This window comes from Sphingopyxis sp., assembly GCF_016704835.1.
Taxonomy (GTDB): Bacteria; Pseudomonadota; Alphaproteobacteria; order Sphingomonadales; family Sphingomonadaceae; genus Sphingopyxis.
This window is the reverse complement of sequence record NZ_JADIZJ010000021.1, coordinates 200,123-216,179: the sequence shown is the minus strand read 5'-3', so window position 1 is coordinate 216,179 and position 16,057 is coordinate 200,123. Positions and strand designations below refer to the sequence as shown.

At 59.8% G+C, this 16,057-nt stretch carries 16 protein-coding genes and 1 pseudogene; 12 read left to right on the top strand and 5 right to left on the bottom strand.

The features are described 5' to 3' along the window. Positions 1-392: 392 nt before the first annotated feature. Positions 393-1,235 (top strand): hypothetical protein, encoded by an 843-nt coding sequence (locus IPF76_RS16110; protein ID WP_293846163.1) that lies wholly within the window; start codon positions 393-395, stop codon positions 1,233-1,235. Here IPF76_RS16110 and IPF76_RS16105 read toward each other — a convergent pair. The 4 genes from IPF76_RS16105 to IPF76_RS16090 all read right to left on the bottom strand — a co-directional run bounded on the left by IPF76_RS16105 (position 1,230) and on the right by IPF76_RS16090 (position 5,619). Beyond that, positions 1,230-2,345: a glycosyltransferase family 4 protein gene (locus tag IPF76_RS16105; RefSeq protein ID WP_293846161.1), complete on the bottom strand. Its 1,116-nt coding sequence runs from the start codon at positions 2,343-2,345 to the stop codon at positions 1,230-1,232. The genes IPF76_RS16110 and IPF76_RS16105 overlap by 6 nt on opposite strands. Beyond that, on the bottom strand, positions 2,342-3,490 hold the full coding sequence (locus IPF76_RS16100; RefSeq protein WP_293846159.1) for a glycosyltransferase: 1,149 nt from the start codon (positions 3,488-3,490) through the stop codon (positions 2,342-2,344). The genes IPF76_RS16105 and IPF76_RS16100 overlap by 4 nt, the downstream gene beginning before the upstream one ends. Further along, entirely contained in the window at positions 3,491-4,408 is a 918-nt protein-coding gene (locus IPF76_RS16095) for an EpsG family protein (protein ID WP_293846158.1), read from the bottom strand. It abuts the gene before it with no gap. A gap of 131 nt (positions 4,409-4,539) precedes the next feature. Then, entirely contained in the window at positions 4,540-5,619 is a 1,080-nt protein-coding gene (locus IPF76_RS16090; RefSeq protein ID WP_293846156.1) for a glycosyltransferase, read from the bottom strand. Between the two features lie 605 nt (positions 5,620-6,224). Here IPF76_RS16090 and IPF76_RS16085 point away from each other — a divergent pair. From IPF76_RS16085 to IPF76_RS16075, 3 genes are all read left to right on the top strand, one after another. After that, positions 6,225-8,006, top strand: coding sequence for a nucleoside-diphosphate sugar epimerase/dehydratase (locus tag IPF76_RS16085; protein ID WP_293846154.1), 1,782 nt, complete (start codon positions 6,225-6,227; stop codon positions 8,004-8,006). A 63-nt stretch (positions 8,007-8,069) separates the two neighbouring features. Further along, the gene (locus IPF76_RS16080; RefSeq protein WP_293846152.1) at positions 8,070-8,666 is read left to right on the top strand and encodes a sugar transferase; all 597 of its coding nucleotides are present in this window, start codon (positions 8,070-8,072) and stop codon (positions 8,664-8,666) included. After that, positions 8,663-9,310, top strand: coding sequence for an acetyltransferase (locus IPF76_RS16075; RefSeq protein WP_293846150.1), 648 nt, complete (start codon positions 8,663-8,665; stop codon positions 9,308-9,310). Before IPF76_RS16080 ends, IPF76_RS16075 begins: the two co-directional genes overlap by 4 nt. A 137-nt stretch (positions 9,311-9,447) precedes the next feature. On the opposite strand, the gene IPF76_RS16070 is transcribed toward IPF76_RS16075, so the two are convergent. Next, a complete protein-coding gene (locus tag IPF76_RS16070) occupies positions 9,448-9,612 on the bottom strand; it encodes a hypothetical protein (protein ID WP_293847413.1) in 165 nt (54 codons plus the stop codon). Here IPF76_RS16070 and IPF76_RS16065 point away from each other — a divergent pair. From IPF76_RS16065 to IPF76_RS16035, 8 genes and pseudogenes are all read left to right on the top strand, one after another. Further along, positions 9,596-10,069, top strand: a pseudogene (locus IPF76_RS16065) (DegT/DnrJ/EryC1/StrS family aminotransferase); the annotation flags it as partial. The gene IPF76_RS16070 and the pseudogene IPF76_RS16065 sit on opposite strands and share 17 nt — an antisense overlap. A gap of 59 nt (positions 10,070-10,128) precedes the next feature. Then, positions 10,129-10,647, top strand: coding sequence for a DegT/DnrJ/EryC1/StrS family aminotransferase (locus IPF76_RS16060; RefSeq protein ID WP_293846148.1), 519 nt, complete (start codon positions 10,129-10,131; stop codon positions 10,645-10,647). A 248-nt stretch (positions 10,648-10,895) separates the two neighbouring features. Continuing rightward, positions 10,896-11,969, top strand: a complete 1,074-nt coding sequence (gene rfbB / locus IPF76_RS16055; protein ID WP_293846146.1) for a dTDP-glucose 4,6-dehydratase — start codon at positions 10,896-10,898, stop codon at positions 11,967-11,969. Beyond that, positions 11,969-12,841, top strand: coding sequence for a glucose-1-phosphate thymidylyltransferase RfbA (rfbA, locus tag IPF76_RS16050; RefSeq protein ID WP_293847380.1), 873 nt, complete (start codon positions 11,969-11,971; stop codon positions 12,839-12,841). Before rfbB ends, rfbA begins: the two co-directional genes overlap by 1 nt. Continuing rightward, positions 12,838-13,959 (top strand): WxcM-like domain-containing protein, encoded by a 1,122-nt coding sequence (locus tag IPF76_RS16045; RefSeq protein WP_293846145.1) that lies wholly within the window; start codon positions 12,838-12,840, stop codon positions 13,957-13,959. Before rfbA ends, IPF76_RS16045 begins: the two co-directional genes overlap by 4 nt. Continuing rightward, positions 13,956-14,984: a DegT/DnrJ/EryC1/StrS family aminotransferase gene (locus tag IPF76_RS16040; RefSeq protein WP_293846143.1), complete on the top strand. Its 1,029-nt coding sequence runs from the start codon at positions 13,956-13,958 to the stop codon at positions 14,982-14,984. Before IPF76_RS16045 ends, IPF76_RS16040 begins: the two co-directional genes overlap by 4 nt. After that, positions 14,954-15,070, top strand: a complete 117-nt coding sequence (locus tag IPF76_RS20985) for a DegT/DnrJ/EryC1/StrS family aminotransferase (protein WP_366499752.1) — start codon at positions 14,954-14,956, stop codon at positions 15,068-15,070. The genes IPF76_RS16040 and IPF76_RS20985 overlap by 31 nt, the downstream gene beginning before the upstream one ends. Continuing rightward, positions 15,067-16,008, top strand: coding sequence for an oligosaccharide flippase family protein (locus tag IPF76_RS16035; RefSeq protein WP_293846141.1), 942 nt, complete (start codon positions 15,067-15,069; stop codon positions 16,006-16,008). The genes IPF76_RS20985 and IPF76_RS16035 overlap by 4 nt, the downstream gene beginning before the upstream one ends. Positions 16,009-16,057 lie beyond the last annotated feature (49 nt).

Genomic DNA, 16,057 nt, shown 5'->3' with positions numbered 1-16,057 from the left:
GCTATGCGATTGCTAACCAGGGCAGGTCCCCGGCGACGACGGCCGCGCTCAACCTTCCTTTCACGCAGACCGCGAACGGCGCCCTAGCACTCGGGTCGCTCGCGCGGCGACAGGCGGAAGCGCAGCGTAAGGCAAATGAGCCAGCGGTCAAGGTCAACGGGTTCGAAACCCGGTTGGCAGAGACCGCCTATCGCAGCGATCCCCTGGCCATCACGGCCATCGGCATCATGGGTATGTCAATTTCAGGCGCCGGCTCCCCCAACAAGGGGCGAGCCGTACTCGAAGCCGCCGGCAGGCTTAGCCGCCGCAGTTCGCTGGTTTCGAGCCGACTGATTGAGGCTGCCGGTCACACAGGCGATGAAGCGACTGTATTCCTTTGGCTTTCGCGTGCGATGTTGACCGACGAAACGGTCCGGAATGTCTACATCGCAGCCATGGCGGAGGCGACGGCGCAGGATCGATCGGTAGCGGCACTCGTGCCGATCGTCGGGCCGGCGCCCGCCTGGTCCGACTATTATTGGTCGGCGGTGCTGGCGCGCCCGCGCAGCTTGGTGAATGCCGCAAAAATCAGGATCGCTATCGCGCGCGGGTCGTGGCCCAAAAAGGATATGACGTCGGCCGACCGGCAACTGGTGGAAAATCTTGTTGCGATTCGCGAGTTTGAAATGGCGCAGGGCCTCGCCAGGCCGTTGAAGCGCGGCAAATCAGGCTCGCGAGCATCGTCCGCAATTTTAAGCGGTGATGTCTTTACCGACGCCCCTGTTTTCGCGCCATTCGATTGGCAGCTGTCGTCGGAGGGAAATCTGGGCGCTTCGATCGACAAGGCCAACAAGCAGATTGTAGTTTCCGCCATTCCCGGCGCGTCGGGTTTCGCGGCGCGCCAGCTCGTTCGCTTGAATAGCGGAAATCACGCCTTGTCGTGGACGATGTCGAGCGAACAGGCGATTGCGAAAAATGCCCTGGCGGTGAGTTTGCAGTGCGCTGAAGAGGGGGCTCAGGAAAAAGCTGCCTCGGTCGTCCTCGCACCCGGCAAGAACCGCGAAATTGTGTCGGTCCCGCCGTCGGCCTGCGGCTGGTACTGGGTTTCGATCGATGTGACTGTTCCCGACGGCGCGGTGGGGCTGGATGCGCAAATCGGCGACTTGGCACTGTCGCAGGCCGCGGCCGGGGAGAAGAATGTCGACGCCCGGTCGAACACGCCGGTCCTTCCTGCATCGACGAGCGGAGGCTCATAAGTCGGTGAGCTGCAAGAGTTTTTGATTTTGCCGGTGCACGTCGAAGCGTTCGCAGGCCATTTTGCGGCTTTCGATCCCCATCGGTACGATCCTTTCGGAATTTTCGACGAAGAAGCGCATGGCTTCCGCGAGCGCTTCGGGGTTTCGCACGGGCACGAGCATGCCGTTCACGCCGTCGACCACCGTCTCGCGGCATCCCGGCACGTCGGTCGTGATGACGGGCAGCCCGACCGCCAGCGCTTCCTGCGTGCTCCGCGGCACCCCCTCCCGATAGGATGGAAGGACGAAGACGCTTGCGCGGGCGAACCAGGCCTGAACCGGAACATGTCCCGGCCATTCGACGAGGCCTTCGGCTACCCAGCTCTCCGCGAGCGAGAGCGGGAGGGCAGCGGGATTGAGATCATGGCCGCCGACGAGCAAAAACTTTGCGGCCGGGTGCGTCTTTTTGATGAGGCGGGCGGCGGCGATATAGTCTTCGACCCCCTTGTCGCGTAGTAACCGACCTACGAATAGGAAAGTTATGGGATCTGTAGTAGGCGTCCTATAGCGCCATTCGTCGAGATCGACGCCGATGCCGCCCAGCAAAGCGGTCTTATTCGCGCGGACGAGGCGGCGATCCAGAAACTCGTTCCGATCGTCGGGGTTGAGGAGCACCAATTTTGTCGCGAAGGTCAGCGACAGGCGGAACAACCCCGTCACAATCGCCTGTAGAGCCTTGTGGCGCCAGCCTTGCCCTTCGGAAGAGGTGAAGGCGAAGCCCATCCCCTCAATCATCGCATAGCGTCGTTTCACTCCGGCAAGACGCGCTGCAAGCGTCCCGTAGATCACTGGCTTTACGAAGTACGCGAAACTGACGTCAGGGCGGTGCTTGCGCAGGATCCTGTAAAGCTCAAGGAGCGCCGCGATGTCCTGTAGCGGATTGGTTCCCCCGCGCGAAAGGCGGTAATCGATCGGCCGAGCCCCCAACTTTGCCAGTCCCGACCTGGTCGCATCATCATGGTCCGGTGCGAGCGCCAGAACCTCGTGCCCGTGTTTCACCATTTCCGCGATCAACGGGCCGCGAAAGTTAAGAAGGGAGCGGGCGAAGCTGGAAATGACGGCGATTTTCAAAGGTGTGTTTCCCTGGCTTCGCCGAACCACACAGCCCGATAGCCTTCTACCATTTGCTTAATTGAAAATCGCGATTCGATACGGCGCCGCGCGTTATGTTGCCGCCGCTGCCAAGTCGAACTGCCTAGCTCGGCGAGGGCACGGCCGATTGCGTGTGCCATCGCCTCGATATCCCCGGGCGGGACAATCCAGCCGGTGTCGCCCAGAATAATGGCTGCGTCGCCGACATCTGTGGAAACGCATGGCGTCCCGCATGCCATCGCTTCCGCCAGCACATTGGGAAATGCTTCAGCGAGCGATGCGAGGATATGCACGTCAAGCGCGTTCATGATCGCCGGTACATCATCGCGGCGTCCCAGCAAGCGAAGCTGGCCGGATAATCCAAATTCGTCCACCATTGCGGCCAAGGCGTCGTTCGAATTGTCCATGCCGGTACTGACGAGAAGGCAGCTTGCCGTTTGCCCCCGCGACTTCAGTAAGCGAAGCGCGCGGAACAGGTTGCGGTGGTCCTTTTGGGAATCAAAGCGCGCGACGAATCCGATCAGCGCTTCGCCGTCGAGCCCCAGTTCCGACCGTACCGCCTGACCGGCGCGACCGTCGGGGCGAAACTGCGACAGGTCATAGCCGTTGTTGACTACATGCATAATCGACGCGCGATACCCAAGGTCCGCATGCACTTCGGCCGATTTCTTGGCGCAGCATATGATGGCGCGGGGCACAAATCGGGACAGGATCGCGCAAAGCCGCGAAATGAGGATAGTGGTGCTCGTACTTTCCCCCCGGGTCAGCGTCGTATTGTGAATTCCCCAGTACAGGTTCCTGATGCCGGCGGTTCGGGCGACAATTCCACCGAGGAAATCGGCATGGTACATCCACGTCTGCACGGCGTCGGGGCGGGTATCGACCAGGAACTTCCGGAGTCGCCACAACGCCGCAAGCCTGATTTTCCCCTGGGGCATGTCGAGACTGAGGACCGGGACACCCGCCTGTTCGAGCAGTGGGCCATATTTCCCCGGCCCCATCAGTGACACAACAAGGTGGCGCGCTTCATGGTCGGCTGTACAAAGTCGAAACAATGCGGCTTCGGCTCCGCCGTCGTTCAGCCCGGTAATGATATGGGCGACGATCCGCCTTGGCCGCGACATTTATGCGGCCCAGCCGAGCCATGGCTCGTTACTCTGGAAGTAATAGGTCATCAGGATGAACAGGATCAGCATGGTCAGGAAAGCGGCTTTTCGCCAGCCTTGCATCGCGAGGCCGCATATCAGGATCAGAAAGAGGCCGCTCTCGAGAATACGGGCCGCAAACGGCACGATAAAATAGGTCCCTAAGTAGAATGCCAGAAGCGAGGCGGGGAGAGTGTGCTGCCGCAGGAAGATGACGCCGGACGACAGGAAGAGCAGGAACACGCATGTCCAGAAAACAAATCCAACCCCGCTGACGTCGATCGCCGCGCCCTGATATTCCAGGATCTGGCGGGCGCCCACGCCGGACGCTACGACTTCGAGCAGTGAAGCCGTAGCGACATAACAGACGGTGATGAATGTTATGCGCATCCAGAGAGGAAATTTCATGATGCCGGTAGCGTAGTTGATACCTGCCATCATCAAAATGAAGAAAAATGATGAGTGGATAAACGGCGTGATGCCCAATAGAACTGGCTTTAATGTTCGCGATTGAGAATAGTATCCCGCTATAAAGATTGCGATGGCCAATCCTTGCCGAAGGTGAACGATATAATTTTTAATAATGGCTGGAACAAGGAGAAATATCATGATCCAGAAAAGATTTTTATTTTCTCTTCTCATCAATATAAAAGAAGTTAAAAAAGATGAAGAAAATATGATTGTTTGAAGAATTTGATCTGGAGTAAGAAATTTAATAAGAACGACATTGATGTACAGCCAAATAGGTTCATTCGCAAATATCGCTTTGATATCATAAACAAGATATCGGTAAAATATCACGTCACTCGTGGTAGTATAGGCGAAATAAACAACGCGATCCTTGAATGCGTCGATTGGCAGGCTGGTCAAAAATGAGGCATAGGCCAGAGCGACCAAAAGCGGAATCAGCGTGCGCCGGACAAAGCCACCCGTATCAGCGTGTGCCGGCGCCGGGGAATTGATTCATTCCAATGTCGGGGTTGAGATTCACGTAATCATCCCTTTTGGCGCGTCTGGCCATTCCATGTTCAAATACTCATCGTCCGCAAATAGCTATCTACCGCATATTCGATCCTGAACGCGTCGGCACGCTTTGCGACGTCAAGGCGATCGGGTGATGCAAGCTCCGCATCCATCGCGTCCGCCATGGCCCGAAAGTCACCAACAGGAACAAGTGTACCCCATTTGCCGTCTTCGAGGATCTCGTCCGGTCGGTCGGGCAGTTGGTGCTCACGACTTTCGCGCCGCGAATATGGCCTCAGCAGCACGCCCGGCAGGCCTTCCCACGCCGACGACAGCACGTACAGATCGCTCGCCGCCATCCAAGCGAAGGGATTGGCTTCATAGCCCGGCAACGCCACGTCGGCCTCGATACCGAGTTCGCGGGTTAATTTTTCTAGCGCCTCGCGCTCTTCTCCATCGCCCAGAATGACCAGCCTTGCGTCGCGGCGCTGACAAAGCAGGGCGAACGCGCGCAGGAGGGTCGGATAATCTTTCTGGGCCGTCAACCGACCCACCGCTACGATCATCGGCGGTGTGCCCGCCGCCAGCCACGGGTGATCGGGACGCGGAAACATGCGGCCGCGAATGGTATCAACGTCGAGTGGATTATAGATGGTGCAAAGCTTGTCTTTGGGCAAACCGAAGTTGGCCGCGAGTTCCTTCTCGATACCGCGCGACACGCTGACGATACGGTCGGCGTGCGGATAAAGCCACCGCATCAGGCCGAAGACGAGGCGCCCATGGCGGACGTTCGCGCCGACCGACGTGCTGTTATGCTCGGTCACGACGAGTCGGGTCGGAACACGCGCGATCATCCGCGCGAGGATGGCGACGATGTTGGCATGGTTCAGGCCCGAAAGCAGCGCATCGGGACGTTCGCGGCGCAGATAGCGGGCAAGCGGAAGCAGGCTTGCAAAGGTACGGCGATTGCCAAGGTCGACGACCCGGATGCCGGGCGAAACGTCTTCGAGATAGGGACCTTCGCGTTTCGCCAGAAGCAAATCCACTTGATCGCCGCGCGCAGCGATCGCGTTGGCAAGGGTCACGGTAATCCTTTCCGCGCCGCCGCCACCAAGCGAAGGCAAATAGATGGCGACGCGGCTCATTGAAAAGGGCTCCTGGATCATCGGTCGGGTTCAGGCGGGCTGGTCTGGCGTCGCGCGGCGCGTATTGCATAATTTCGATCGATAACAAATCCTCTTTGCCGCAGATTTGGTCAGGCTGAAGGCGCGTGCGGCAGTCCGAGAGTATCTGTCAAGGGCGGCCACCAACGCCGGCCGGGTGGTTCCGGTGATATTATCTGAACCAGGCTACGAACTGCGTGATGCCTACGCAGACGTCGGTCTACGGGCGCTAGTCCGTAAGCCGGTGGAGGAGCCAGGCATCGGCCTTGGTGGCCGGGACATCGCCCATCTAAATGAGCTGCGGAAGCGGGGCACGAGTGTTTTGAACGCTTGTAAGGGGCGCTGGCAGGCGTTAGGGACAGGCCCGGCGCCGGAAAGGTGATATGTGGATTTTACTGTGAGTTCTAACAGTCGTTTCTTGGGAAAATCGAGCCGCATTGCAAAGGCCGCTATCGAGAAACTGAAGAATAAAATAATAGAGATTGGAAAAGCTGATCTTTTTCAGGCGCCCGGTTCGTCGATCAATAGCTTTTTTTTCCGACATCATATTTTGTTTTGTTGCGTCGCTTTTTTCTTATGCTTTGAGGGTGGGGGAGTGGCCCGCGCAGCCGGGGCCGATCGTCGCGATGGGATTGATCGCTCTTCTGTTCTGGATTCCGCTGGCGTGGCAGTTCCAGGTCTATCGGAACCTTGTTCGCTATTCGGGCGGAAGGTCGATGGCTGGCCTATTCTATGCGTGCGCCGGGCTGACCATTCCTCTCGTCATCATTTTCGCTTTTGTGCAGATCCCCGGCGTCCCGCGGACCTTGGCGGTTCTGCAACCGATCATTTTCTTCCTGCTTTTGTTGTTCAGCCGCCTGGGAATGCGTTACGTCGTCTTCGAACTGGTGAGCCAGGCCAATGTCCATCTGTCGCAGCGGCGACGGCTGACAATCTATGGTGCGGGCGGCGCGGGGCAGCAACTTGCATCCTCGCTTCGCCATGAACCGCATCTCCGGCTCGTGGGCTTCGTCGATGACGATGAGCGTCTCGACGGCCAGCGCGTCGACGGACTGCCGGTATGGCACTCCGCCAAGCTCGGCCGCGTGATCGAGGATCAGGAGATCGACGAGGTCTTGCTGGCGATCCCCAGTGCGAGCCGCGCGCGCCGGCGCGAGATCGTGACCGCGCTGCAGGGGCGCAATATCCGGGTCCGGATGCTCCCCGGCATCGGGCAGATCATCCAGGGCCATGTATCGACGAGCGACCTCAGGGACGTGCAGGTCGAGGATCTGCTCGGTCGCGATCCGGTCGCCCCCGACGATCAATTGATGCACCGCTCGATCGCGAACAAGACCGTCCTCGTTACCGGTGCCGGCGGCTCGATCGGAAGCGAATTGTGTCGCCAGATCCTTCGTGCCGGTGCCAAGCGCCTGATCCTTGTGGAACGGTCCGAATTTTCGCTCTACGCAATTGACGCAGAACTGCGCGAGCTCGCGCGAAGCGAAGGGATTGCGGTCGATATCGTCGCCGAACTGGCCGACATGTCCGATCGGGACGCGGTCGTTCGTACCCTTGACCGGTATCGGCCCGAAAGCATCTATCACGCGGCGGCGTACAAGCATGTGCCACTTGTCGAGAACAACCCGATAGCCGGTCTGCGCAACAACATCTTCTGCACGCTGTACTGCACCCTCGCCGCCGAAGCGGCGAGTGTCGAGCGTTTCATCCTGGTGAGCACCGACAAGGCGGTGCGGCCAACCAATATCATGGGCGCTTCGAAGCGGATCTGCGAGCTGATATTGCAGGCCCGCGCGGTCGAACAGCAACGGTCGCTTTTGGCGATGGTTCGCTTCGGTAACGTCCTGGGCTCCAGCGGGTCGGTCGTCCCCTTGTTCAAGGAGCAGATCGCCGCGGGCGGGCCGGTCACGGTCACCCATCGCGAGGTCACGCGTTATTTCATGACCATCCCCGAGGCATCCCAGCTCGTCATCCAGGCGGGGAGCATGGCACGCGGCGGCGAGGTTTTCGTGCTCGACATGGGGCAGCCGGTCCAAATCACCGATCTGGCGGAAACGATGATCCGGCTCACCGGGCTGACGGTTCGCGACGATGGCAATCCCCACGGCGATATCGAGGTGGTCGAGGTCGGTTTGCGTCCGGGCGAAAAACTGTACGAGGAATTGCTGGTGGGGGACGATCCCGCACCGACTGCGCATGCCCGGATCATGCAGGCGCGCGACGCGGTCAAGCCTTGGGCTGAACTCTCCGCGCTGCTAGAGCGGCTGGACCGCATGCTCCGCAAGGGCGACGCGGCGGCCGCAATCGCGATCGTTCGCGAACTGGTCCCCGAATATCGTGCCGGTGCATCAGCGAACTCAGCGGGTTGAGGCTGGTATCGTCAGGCACAAGATGGTCGCGGGTGAACATGTTGGCATTGGGGATGGTTGGTAATGAAACGCGGTTTCGATCTTGCAGCGGCGGGATTGCTTCTCTTCCTTCTGTGGCCGGTCATTCTCCTGATCGGGCTGCTTGTGCGGATACGGATCGGCTCGCCCGTCTTCTTTCGGCAGATGCGGCCAGGGTATCGCGGCGAGACGTTCGAGATGCTGAAGTTCCGCACGATGCGCGAAGCGGTCGGAAGCGACGGCCAGCCGCTATCGGACGCGGAGAGGATGACCGATGTGGGCCGCATGCTGCGTTCGTCGAGTCTCGACGAACTCCCAGAGTTGTGGAATGTGCTGAAGGGCGAGATGAGCCTTGTCGGGCCCAGGCCCCTTTTGATGGAGTATCTTCCGCTCTATGATGCGGAGCAGATGCGGCGTCATCAGGTGCGCCCCGGCGTTACCGGTTGGGCACAGGTCAATGGCCGCAATGCGTTAAGCTGGGAACAGAAATTCGCACTTGATGTTTGGTATGTCGACAATCGATCAATGTCGATCGACATGAAAATTCTCTGGATGACTTTGGCAAAGGTGCTGAAACGCGACGGTATCAACGCCGATGGCGAGGTAACGATGCCGAAATTTGAAGGGACGGGCAAGCGATGACCCGGCTGTTCGGAGTATATGGCGCCAGCGGGTGCGGCCGCGGAATCATGCCGTTGCTTCGGGCCGAACTTGCTGGGGAAGACGCGCGGCTGGTCTTCGTCGATGATGCGCCCCCAAGCGACCATATCAACGGCCATGCAGTTTTGGTGTTCGACGACTTCATCCGCGACGAGGCCTGTTCACGCCATGTGGCTATCGCCATTGCAAATTCGAAGGTTCGCGAAACACTCGACTGGCGCTGCGCCGCCGCGGGCGTCGAGGTGATCGGCACGCGTGCGCCGAATGTGGTCATTATGGATGATGTGGAGATCGGCGCGGGCGCGCTGCTTTCGCCATTCGTAGCCGTGACGTCAAACATTCGGATCGGCCGCTGTTTCCATGCGAACCTCTATTCCTATGTCGAGCATGATTGCGTAATCGGCGATTATGTCACATTCGCACCCGGAGTTCATTGCAACGGCAATGTATCGATCGGTGATCATGCTTATATCGGGGCGGGCGCGGTGATCAGGCAGGGCCTCAGCATCGGTGCGGGTGCGACTGTTGGAATGGGCGCGGTCGTGACTAAGAATGTACCCGCAGGGGCAACTGTCGCCGGCAATCCTGCCAGGCCCCTGGACAAGAAGCAGGACTTTGGTCCTTAGCGTTCACCCGCACTGACGGAGGCTCCTAACGGGTAGCTTTGTTGCCGAAGCGCCACGGAACCATCGTGATGTTGCTATTCGACCATCTCGGAGACGGAGGCCCGGGCTACCGGGGCGGGCGGTTGGCTTTCGGTCTGTCACATCGCAGAAAGGTTGACGGCGACGGTTGCAAAGGCGATGGGCAGGGCTCTTTCGATTATTTCGGATTGCACTTCCCCCATGCTCAACACCGATTTTGCGCCTTGGCCCTCGTTCTCCGAAGAAGAGGTCGCCGCCGTCGCGGCCGTGCTGCGGTCAAACAAGGTCAATTACTGGACTGGGCAGGAATGCCGCATATTTGAAAGGGAGTTCGCCGAATGGAGCGGAACCGCGCGCGCCATTGCCGTCGCCAACGGGACCGTCGCGCTCGACCTGGCACTGCAAGGCCTTGGTATCGGCGCGGCCTATGGTGGCAGCGCCGACGACGAAGTGATCGTCACCCCGCGAACATTCCTGGCATCGGTCAGCTGCGTCTATAATGCTGGCGCGTCGCCGGTATTTGCTGATGTCGAGCCTGATAGCGGAAATCTCTCGGCAGCGACCATCGCGCCGCACGTCAGTGAACGCACCAAAGGGATTATCGTGGTTCATCTGGCCGGATGGCCGGCCGATATGAGCCCGATCATGGCGCTCGCGAACGAGCAGGGCATCAAGGTCATCGAGGATTGCGCCCAGGCGCATGGTGCGCGGTACAAGGGGCGCAGCGTCGGATCGATCGGCCATGTTGGTGCATGGTCCTTCTGTCAGGACAAGAGCATGACGACGGGCGGCGAGGGGGCATGGTCACCACCGACGACGCCGCGCTTTGGTCGCGCATGTGGTCATACAAGGATCACGGCAAGAGCTGGGAAGCCGTTTATGAGCGCGAGCATCCGCCCGGGTTTCGCTGGGTGCACGAGAGTATCGGAACCAACTGGCGGATGCTGGAAATGCAGGCGGCGATCGGCCGGATCCAGCTTGCGCGCATGCCCGACTGGACGCAGGCACGGACGCAGAACGCAGCGGTGATCCGTGAAGCGCTTGCGCCTTTCGCCAGCGAGCAGGGCGTGGTTCGCGTTCCCGAACTGGGCGATACGGACAGCGTCCACGCGCAGTATAAATTCTATGCCTATGTCCGGCCCGAAAATCTGAAGGATGGGTGGGATCGCGACCGGATCGTCAGCGAAACCAACGTGCGCGGGGTGCCTTGCTATCAGGGCAGCTGTTCAGAGGTCTATCTGGAAAAGGCTTTTGACGACACCGACGCGCGTCCGGCGCAGCGTTTGCCAGTGGCGCGCGTCCTGGGGAAACCAGCCTGATGTGGCTGGTGCATCCCACCCTGACCGATGAACAGATGTCGCGAACCGCAGAGGTCGTCGTGGAGGTTCTGGGACTGGCCACGGCGGGTTAAGTCGACGGGGCCATCGGCCGGCTCCGTGCCAATGACTTGGGTAAAAAGCTGGCAAAGGACGGGACGCATTGATATGGGCGGCCCCAAGTCTGTTCCGGCCCAATTGGCCGTCGCACCGTTGATTTTCGACGCTGCTTAACCGGAAGAAAGAGACGCATGAAGCTGTTGGTGACCGGCGGCGCCGGATTTATCGGGTCCGCCGTCGTCCTGGATTTGATCGCGCGCGCCGGGGTGTCGGTCGTCAATGTCGACAAGCTGACCTATGCGGCGAACTTGCGCTCGCTGGATGCCGTCGCCCATCTGCCGAATTACGCGTTCGAGCAAGCCGATATCGGCGATGCAGCGGCGATGGTGGATATTTTCGAGCGGCATACGCCCGATGCGGTCATGCATCTGGCGGCGGAATCGCATGTCGACCGTTCGATCGACGGTCCGGCCGCCTTTGTGCAGACGAATATCGTCGGCACGTCGGTACTGCTCGATTGTGCGCACCGCTATTGGTCGGGACTTGATGAGGAAAAACGGCAGGGCTTTCGCTTCCTGCACATCTCGACCGACGAGGTGTTCGGCGATCTCGATGCCGACGAGCCGGCCTTTACCGAAGAGACGCGATATGCGCCGAGTTCGCCTGATTCGGCGAGCAAGGCGAGTTCGGACCATCTCGTACGCGCCTGGTATCGGACTTATGGCTTTCCCCGTCCTGATCACCAATTGCTCGAACAATTACGGGCCACGGCATTTCCCGGAAAGCTTGTGCCGCTGATGATCATCAATGCGATTTCGGGCAAGCCGCTGCCCGTTTATGGCGACGGCAGCAACATCCGCGACTGGCTTTATGTCGAGGATCATGCCCGCGCGCTGATCAACGTCGTGATGCGCGGGCGCGTCGGCGAAACCTATATGATCGGTGGCAAAAGCGAGTGTCGGAATATCGACCTGGTCCGTGCGATCTGCGCCGAACTGGAAGTGCAGGCGCCGCAGAAGCCGACGGGCGTCGCGAACTATGCCGATCTCATTACCTTTGTTACCGACCGCCCCGGGCACGATCGCCGATACGCCGTCGATATTGCCAAGATCGAGCGCGAACTTGGCTGGGCGCCTCGTGACTCGCTCCAATCGGGTCTCGGCAAGACGGTCGGATGGTTCCTCGATAACCGGCAATGGTGGGAAGACATATTGAACGGCACCTACAAGCTGGAACGCCTTGGGCTGGCAGTCGGCGCGAAATGATGAAGGGCATTATCCTGGCCGGGGGGTCCGGCACGCGTCTCTATCCGATCACGCAGGGGGTGTCGAAACAGCTGCTGCCGATCTATGACAAGCCGATGATCTATTATCCGCTGTCGGTGCTGATGCTCGCGGGAATCCGTGAGATATTGCTGATCACGACGCCGGAGGATCAGGCCAATTTCGTGCGGCTGCTCGGCGATGGCAGCCAGTTCGGCATCGAATTGACCTATGCGGTGCAGGAACGTCCTGACGGGCTGGCGCAGGCCTTCATCATCGGGGAGGAGTTTCTCGACGGAAATGCCGCAGCGCTCGTTCTCGGCGACAATATCTTCTATGGACAGGGCTTTACGCCGATGCTGCAGCGGTCGGCGGCGCGGACCGAAGGGGCGACGATTTTTGCCTATCGGGTCAAAAACCCTGAAAGCTTTGGCGTCGTCGCCTTCGATGAAAATGGACGACCGACATCGATCGAGGAAAAACCAGCCAAGCCCGCGTCGAACTATGCGGTCACCGGCCTTTACTTCTTTGATTCCGGCGTCTGCGAAATCGCGAAGAGCGTGAAGCCGTCGCCCCGCGGAGAGGTGGAAATCACGAGCGTGATCGACGCCTATCTCCAGCGCGGCGCACTGGACGTAGAGACGCTCGGGCGCGGCTTTGCGTGGCTCGACACAGGCACGCATGAATCGCTGTTGGAGGCGGCACATTTTGTCGAAACCGTCGAGAGCCGTCAGGGATTTAAGATCGCCTGTCTTGAAGAGATCGCGCTCCACAACGGATGGCTTTCTCCCGCGCAGGTTGCCGAAGCGGGGCAGCGGATCGCGAAAACCGGGTATGGCCAATATCTGATCGCAACCGCGGAGATGGCGCAGTGACGCTAGCAAAATGGATCGATTTGAAAGCCGTGTCCGATCCGCGCGGCTTGCTGGTTGTAGCCGAGGCAGGGCGGCAGATTCCGTTCGACATCCGGCGCGTCTATTTCATGCGCGACTTGAAGGTCGACGAACCGCGCGGATTTCACGCGCACAAGGCGCTGGAACAGGTCGCGGTGTGTGTTGCCGGATCGTGCAGTATCATTCTCGACGATGGGACGACGCGCGAAGAACTGCGCTGCGAAGACCCGACAAAGGGGCTCTATGTCGGGCCGACGATATGGCATGAGATGCAGGATTTTTCGCCCGATTGCGTCCTGCTGATGTTTGCCAGCGCCGAATATGACGAAGCGGACTACATCCGCGATATGTCGGAATTCAAGGGAAAGGACGAGCTAATGTCGATCCACCCCACAGCCATTGTAGCCGACGGAGCGAATGTGTCGCCGGATGCGAAAATCGGCGCCTATGCCGTCATCGGCAAAGCTGAAATTGGGAGCGGCTGCGTTATCCATCCGCACGTCGTCATCGAAGACGGATGCATTCTGGGCGAGCGCGTTGAGGTTTTTCCCTCGGCCTATATTGGCAAGGAGCCAAAGGGCGCGGGCGCGATTGCGCGCCAGCCCGAGTTCGAGCGTCGACTCGTCATTGGGAACGACTGCTCGGTGGGGCCGGGCAGCACGCTTTACTATGATACGAACATCGGCCCGAGTACATTGATCGGCGATGGCGCTTCGATACGTGAGAAGTGCCGGATCGGACGCGAATGCATCATCAGCCGTTTCGTCACAATCAACTATAACACGGTGGTCGGCGACCGTACGAAGATCATGGACAACACCCACATCACGGGAAACGCCATCATCGGTAACGACGTTTTCATCAGCGTTCTGGTCGGCACGGCAAATGACAATCTGGTTCGGGCTGGATATGGCGATCATGTCCGCGGCCCGATCATCGAGGATGGCGCGGTGATCGGCGTCGGCGCCACCATTCTTCCCGGCGTGGTGATTGGAAAGAAGGCGACGGTTGCCGCCGGCGCTGTAGCAACCAAGAATGTCGAGGAAGGCGCGCTCGTGGCCGGTATGCCGGCGCGGCAGATCAGAAGCGCGTCCGAATGACAGCAGTCCCGTTCCTCGATCTCAAAGCGATCAATCTGCGCGACGCCGACCGTTTTCAGGACGCGTTGCGGCGTGTGCTTGACAGCGGATGGCTGATCCTCGGCAAGGAAGTTTCCCAGTTCGAGGCGAATTTCGCGACCTATTGCGAGAGCGATCACTGCGTCGGGGTCGGCAACGGCCTCGACGCGCTGCATCTGGCGCTAATGGCGTGGGGAATTGGCCCCGGCGATGAAGTCATCGTGCCGTCCAACACCTATATCGCGACCTGGCTTGCCGTGACTTACACCGGCGCGACGCCGGTTCCCATCGAACCGGTCGAGGCGATGCATAACCTCGATGCAGCGCGGATCGAAGCGGCGATCACGCCGCACACCAAGGCGATCATCGCGGTGCATCTTTATGGCCAGATGGCCGACATGGACGCGCTCGCGGCGGTCGCGCGCAAGCACGGACTCAAATTGCTCGAAGACGCCGCGCAGTCGCACGGCGCGCGCTGGAACAGCAGGAGCGCCGGCGCATCGAGCGACGCCGTGGCTTACAGCTTCTATCCCGGCAAGAATCTGGGCGCGCTGGGTGACGGTGGCGCGATCACCACCAATGATTCCGCCTTGGCAGAGACGATCGCGATGCTCCGCAACTATGGATCGCGGCGCAAATATGAGAATGAATTTGTCGGCTATAACAGCCGACTGGACGAATTGCAGGCGGCGTTCCTGTCAGTGAAGCTGCCGGTCCTCGACCGGGACAACGCTCGGCGCACCGAGATCGCACGGCGATATGGCGAAGGGCTTTCGGGTCTTGTCGGCCTGACTTTGCCTTTCGTGCCGCAGCAGGCAGCGCCGGTCTGGCACGTTCATGTCGTGCGGACAGAGCGGCGCGTCCAGTTGCAGGCGTTCCTGCAGGAGCGCGGCATCGGAACGCTGATCCACTATCCCATCCCGCCGCATCGGCAAAAAGCTTACGCGGCCCTTGGCTATGGCGAGGGGTTTTCCCGATTGCCGAAGCGATCCACCGCGAAGTCCTGAGCCTTCCCATCGGTCCGACGATGACCGATGAAGAGGCGGAGAGGGTTGTGGCCGCAATCTCGGACTTCTTCAGAGCCACGACGTGACGCTGGTCAAAACGGGTTTTCTCAATGCAATAGCGGTGGCAATTCGCATCCTGAGTTCGATCGTCCTCAACAAGATACTGGCGATATACGTCGGGCCGTCCGGTTATGCGATCATCGGCCAGTTTGCATCTCGTCACGATGCTCACGACCTTGCCAATGGCGCGACGAATACAGGCGTCACCAAGGCCACCGCCGAGCATTTCGACGACCCCGACCGGCAGGTCCTCCTTTGGCGTACCGCGGGGACGATCACGATCGTCGGGTCGACCATCGTCGGCCTAGGTCTCGCGCTGTTCAGCCGGTCTCTGGCCGAGAGGCTTCTGGGCGACGAAAACCTCGCGTCGGTGCTGATCTGGCTGGGCGTCAGCCTGGTTTTCATTGCGCTTAACGGTCTGTTGCTGGCCATCTTGAACGGCAAGAAGGCGATCAAGCTGTTCGTCATGATCACGATCGCTGGCAGCCTGATTGGCTTGGGGATGACGGGTGCGCTGACGGTCGCCTTCGGTCTTGAAGGCGCGCTGACCGCGCTGTCGCTTAATCAGGCCATCGTATTTCTGGTCACCGCCGTCGCTTGCCTGCGCCAGCCGTGGTTCAGGCCATCGATGCTGGTCGGAGCGATCGATCGCGACGCGCTGCGCGAACTGCTCAAATTTACCGCAAATGGCGTTGACGTCGGCCATCATGGTGCCGCTGACGCAGTTGTTTATCCGCGATCATCTGATCGACGATTTTGGTCTGGCGAGTGCGGGCTATTGGGACGCTTTGACACGGATCAGTGCGCTTTACCTGATGGTCGTGACGGTACCCCTCTATATCCTCATCGCTCGGGCATGATGAAGCCGTTTATCGCGACCGAGATCTTTCGGCTTAGCTGGTATGTCCTAGTGCGCCTGCTCACCCCTATCTATTTCGGCCTTGAGGGCGCGCAGATCGCCTAATGCGATCAATTATCTGCTCTATATCGTCGCCCCTTTCGTTCATACTGCA